This is a genomic window from Georgenia sp. 311, assembly GCF_006151955.1.
Classification (GTDB): domain Bacteria; phylum Actinomycetota; class Actinomycetes; order Actinomycetales; family Actinomycetaceae; genus Oceanitalea; species Oceanitalea wutianyii.
In genome coordinates this window covers 16,375-20,902 of the sequence record NZ_VDFS01000045.1, presented here as the reverse complement: position 1 = coordinate 20,902, position 4,528 = coordinate 16,375, and the positions used below count along the sequence as shown (strand labels likewise).

Below are 4,528 nucleotides of genomic sequence, written 5' to 3'. Positions count from 1 at the left end.
AGGAATGCAGGTCGGCGGCCGTTTTTCTCCCCGCCCCGATCGGCACCGCGACGCGACGACGACGACGCACGGCGCGCAGCGAGAGGCACCCCCCGCGGATCTGCGGTGAGGTCGACAGCGGGTCCGGGAGAGGTCCGAGCAGAGGCGCTCATCATGGTGTCCGGCCCGCCGATAGGTGTGGGCACGAGCCGGCAGGTCGCGCTCGGGGGCCCCGGCGCACCCGCGCCGAGCCCGCTCGGAGCCGCCTGCCGCACACTCCCGAAAGGCGACGGGTCCCCCCAAGCGCAGTTCGGGAAGCCTAAAATATGAGCAGCAGCGTCACGACAGCCTACGGAAGCGCCTCCATGTCCCAGTTCACCCGACCTCTGCTTCACCCGGTCGACGACGCACCCTCCACCGAGCGGGGCGTCGACCCTGCCGCCCTCGCCGCCCGCGGCGTCGCGGTGCCCTACTACGACGCCTTCGGCGTCCTTCGGCACACGCCGGCCGAGACTCTTGCCCGCCTGGCGGCCCGGCTGTCCCCGGCTCCTCCGCCCGCGCCCCTCGTCGCTACTCCCGGCAGGTGGCACCCCGAGCTTCACGGCCGCGTGGAGCTGGAGGACGGGGACGTCATCGACGTCGCCGGTGCGCTGCCCGCGGACGCGGTCGGCTACCACCACCTCCTCGGCCCGGACGGGTCGCGCCGCCTGGTCCTGGCCGCCCCTGAGCATCTGCCCCAGCCCGGGCGGACGTGGGGCTGGGCGGTGCAGCTGTACGCCGCGCGCACGGACGCCTCCTGGGGCATCGGCGACTTCGCCGACCTGGAGACGATCGCCCGCCGCGCCAGGCAGTCCGGCGCCGGCATGGTGCTCATCTCCCCCGTCCACGCCACCGCGCCCACCGCGCACCAGACCAACTCCCCCTACTCCCCGTCCTCGCGGGAGTGGCTCAACCTGCAGCACGTCGCAGTCGGCCAGGCGCCCGACGCCGAGCTCGTCGACCTGTCCGACCTCGCCGCCAAGGGCCGGGCGCTGAACTCCGAGCGGCGCATCGACCGCGACCGCGTCTGGGAGCTGAAGCTCACCGGGCTGCGCCGCATCTGGGAGGCCATCGGCCGACGGCTGCCCCGCGAGGCCGAGCGCTTCGTCACCGAGGCGGGAGAGGACCTGGCCCGCTTCGCCACCTACTGCGTCATCACCGAGGAGCTCGGCCAGCCGAGCTGGCGCGAGTGGCCCGAGCCCCTGCAGCGGCCGGACTCCCCAGCCGTGCTCGCCGTTCGTGAGCGGGCTGCGAGCGAGGTGGCCTTCTGGTCGTGGTGCCAGTGGATCGCCGACCTCCAGTTCGCCCGCGCGTGCTCCGCGGGGGTGGACGTCGTGGCCGACCTGGCCGTGGGCTTCGACTCCTGCGGCGCGGACGCCTGGGTGTACCAGGACGCCATCGCCACCGGCTTCGAGGTCGGGTGCCCGCCCGACCGCCACAACCGGGAGGGGCAGCGGTGGGGACTGCCGCCGCTGGACCCCGACGCGCTGGTGCGGATGGACCTCGAGCCGTTCGTGAAGATGGTGCGCGCCGGGCTCCGCCACGCCGGAGCGCTGCGGATGGACCACGTCATGCAGCTGTGGCGCCTGTTCTGGGTGCCCTCGGACCGCACCGCACACGTCGGTGCCTACGTGCACTACCCGGTCGACGCCCTCCTGGCGGTCCTACGCATCGAGGCCCACCGGGCCGGGGCGTGGGTGTGCGGGGAGGACATGGGCACCGTCGCCGAGGGCGTGCGGGAGACGATGGCCGACATCGGCATGCTCGGCTACCGGGCCGCGATGCGCACCCGGCCGGGCGACAACCCGGTCCAGTCCATGGCCACCTCCTCGACCCACGACCAGGTCACCGTCGCCGGGTGCGTCACCGGGTCCGACACCCTCGACCTCGAGGCGATCGGCAAGGCGTTCGACCCCGAGCACGCCGCCCGCCAGACGCGCGACCTGCGCCGTCAGGCAGGCATCGACGAGCACAAGGCCGGCGCCGAGGTCACCGAGGCCGAGATCGCCGACGCCGTCCTCGCCCAGTACTCCCGGGTGGCACACAGCCCTTCCCTCGTGGCCGTGGTGACCCTGGACGACGCCGGCGCGGTCGCCGAGCGGCCCAACATGCCCGGCACCGTCGACGCCTGGCCGAACTGGCGCCTCGGCCTCCCGGGTGGGGTCACCGGCGTCCTGGACGGCGAGCTCGCCGGCCGCATCGCGACCCTCATGCGCGGGGCAGGCAGGTAGGGGCCACCCCTTCGGTCCTGCGAACGGCCCGGCACCGCACGGTGCCGGGCCGTTCGTCGCGCTCAGCCGCCGAGCGCGGGCCAGCCGTTGGGCAGGCAGCCGTCCAGCCCGAGCGTCTGCTGGAGCATCACCGGCGCGGGAGCGCCCGGGACGGGGCAGCGCACGTGCGCCTGGCCCAGGACGTGGCCGACCTCGTGGCTCACGAGGTAGCGGCGGTACTCGGCGACCGTGCCGCCCGCCTCGAGGAACGGCTCGGCCCCGTGGGCCCAGCGCTCGGCGTTGAGCACGGCGAAGCCGACCCGCCCGCACGAGACGCGCCCGCCGGTGGCCACGGGGGCGCACAGCGCGTCGGTGGTGGCCGGGGAGGCGAGCGTGACGTCGACGTCGGCCTCGCCGTCGGTGCGGGCGAAGACGATGCTTCCGTCGTGGCCCCAGCCGCGTTCGTCGTTGAGCGTCGCCATGACCTGACGGGCGAACTCCTGGCCGTCGATGCCGAGGCCCACCTCGACGAGAACGCGCACGCTGACCGTGCGGCCGGCCTCCCGCGGCGGGTCCGAGCGGCCGCGGACGGTCCGCACGTCGCCACCGGCGTCGTGGGGGATCTCGAGGCGCCACAGGCCGCCCTGCTCGGGGACGAACCCGAGGGTCGGCGACTTGGACGGAGGCACCTCGACCGCGGCCTGTCGCCCGGCCACGACCTTGTGCGCGCCGTCGTCGGGCGGGGCGATGAAGCCGGTGGTCGCGCCGACGGCCAGGAGCCACGCGAGTACCGGCACGAGCCTCGACCCGCGCGTCATCTCACCCCTCCTGCCCGTCGCCGCGCCACACGCGGCCCTGGGGCTCAGCCCTGCTGAGCCTGCGCCTCGGCGACCTTGGTGCGGACCTCGTCCATGTCCAGGCCCTTGACCTGCTCGATGAGCTTCTCGAGCTGCGGGCCGGGCAGCGCACCGGCCTGGGAGAAGACGAGGACACCCTCGCGGAAGGCCATGAGGGTCGGGATGGCGGTGATCCCGGCCTGCGCGGCGAGCTCCTGCTCGGCCTCGGTGTCGACCTTGGCGAAGACGATGTCGGTGTACTCCTCGGAGGCCTTCTCGTAGATCGGGGCGAACCGCTTGCACGGCCCGCACCATTCGGCCCAGAAGTCGATGAGCACGATGTCGTTGTCAGTGATGGTCTGCTCTAGCGTGCTCGCGGTCACGTCGGTCGTCGCCATGCTTACTCCTGTAGACGGGGATTTCTCGACTGGTCAACGCTTCACGCCCCCGGCTATTCCGATGCTCGGCCCGGACGTGCGCGCGACCCTAGGCTGGTCTCATGTCGAGGTTGTCACGTCCGCCGCACTGCCGCACGCTCGGCCACCGGACGGACGGCGGCTGGCCGCCGCCTGCCTGGGAGCAGCGGTTCCGGGCCGGCGAGGTCGAGGTGCCGGAGTGGGCACGCGACGCGCCGGACCGCGCCTGCGTCGTCGCGACGGTCGACGGGCGGCCCCAGGTGCACTCCTGGCAGGCGAGCACGAGCCTGCTCCTCCCGGCCACCGACCGGCCCGCCGGCACGACCGAGGCGACCATCGACCCGCCGGGCGACTGGCTGTGGTGGTTCGACGACACCGACGGCGACGAGTACGGCGTGTGGCGGCGTCAGCGCTTCGGCACGCCGCCGGGCCGGGCGACCGAGACCCCGATCCCGCTGCCCCCGGCGTACGGTGCCGGGCTGCACCTCGCGCGCGACGGCACCGGCGTCGTCGGACGCAGCGACCCGGATCACGGGACGACGATCCACCAGATCTTCCTCGGCCCGCTCGCCGCGACGTCCTCGCCCGTCCTCCTGTACGCCGGGGACGGGGACGCCGAGGCCTCCGCGCTGAGCGACGACGGCAACCTCCTCGCCGTCGGGCACGCCGAGCACGGCGACGCCCGCCACCCGGCCGTGCGGGTGCTCGCCGCCGACACCGGCGCCCGGGTCGCCGACCTCACCGACGGCCCCGGCCTGGGGGTGTGGGCGCTGGCCTTCGCGCCCGTCCCCGGCGACACCCGCCTCCTCGTCCTCCACGAGCGCACCGGCGTGCCGCGGGCGGCGGTGTGGGACGTCGTCGGTGGCGCGTGGCGCGAGCTCGCCCTCGACGTCGACGGCGAGGTGGCCGACGCCGTCTGGTACCCGTCGGGGGACGCGGTGCTCCTCGCCGTCGACCACCACGCGCGCACCCGCCTCTACCGCCACGACCTGCGGACCGGGCGCAGCACCGTCGTCGGTCCGACCACCGGCACGGTCGAGGAGGCGAC

The 4,528-nt window shown here is 74.5% G+C and carries 3 protein-coding genes and 1 pseudogene; 2 read left to right on the top strand and 2 right to left on the bottom strand.

Features of this window, described 5'->3' with window-relative positions; translation table 11 throughout:
- Positions 1-344: 344 nt before the first annotated feature.
- Positions 345-2,249 (top strand): 4-alpha-glucanotransferase, encoded by a 1,905-nt coding sequence (malQ, locus tag FHE66_RS09600; protein WP_139072740.1) that lies wholly within the window; start codon positions 345-347, stop codon positions 2,247-2,249.
- Between the two features lie 62 nt (positions 2,250-2,311).
- Here the strand turns inward: malQ and FHE66_RS09595 are convergent, their stop codons facing one another.
- Complete coding sequence (locus FHE66_RS09595; RefSeq protein WP_139072739.1) at positions 2,312-3,046, bottom strand: DUF3152 domain-containing protein; 735 nt, start codon at positions 3,044-3,046, stop codon at positions 2,312-2,314.
- Between the two features lie 44 nt (positions 3,047-3,090).
- Positions 3,091-3,462 carry a thioredoxin gene (trxA, locus tag FHE66_RS09590; RefSeq protein WP_139072738.1) on the bottom strand — a complete coding sequence of 124 codons (372 nt, stop codon included), beginning with the start codon at positions 3,460-3,462 and terminating at the stop codon, positions 3,091-3,093.
- A gap of 101 nt (positions 3,463-3,563) precedes the next feature.
- Here trxA and FHE66_RS15545 point away from each other — a divergent pair.
- A pseudogene (locus FHE66_RS15545) lies at positions 3,564-4,528 on the top strand (S9 family peptidase); the annotation flags it as partial.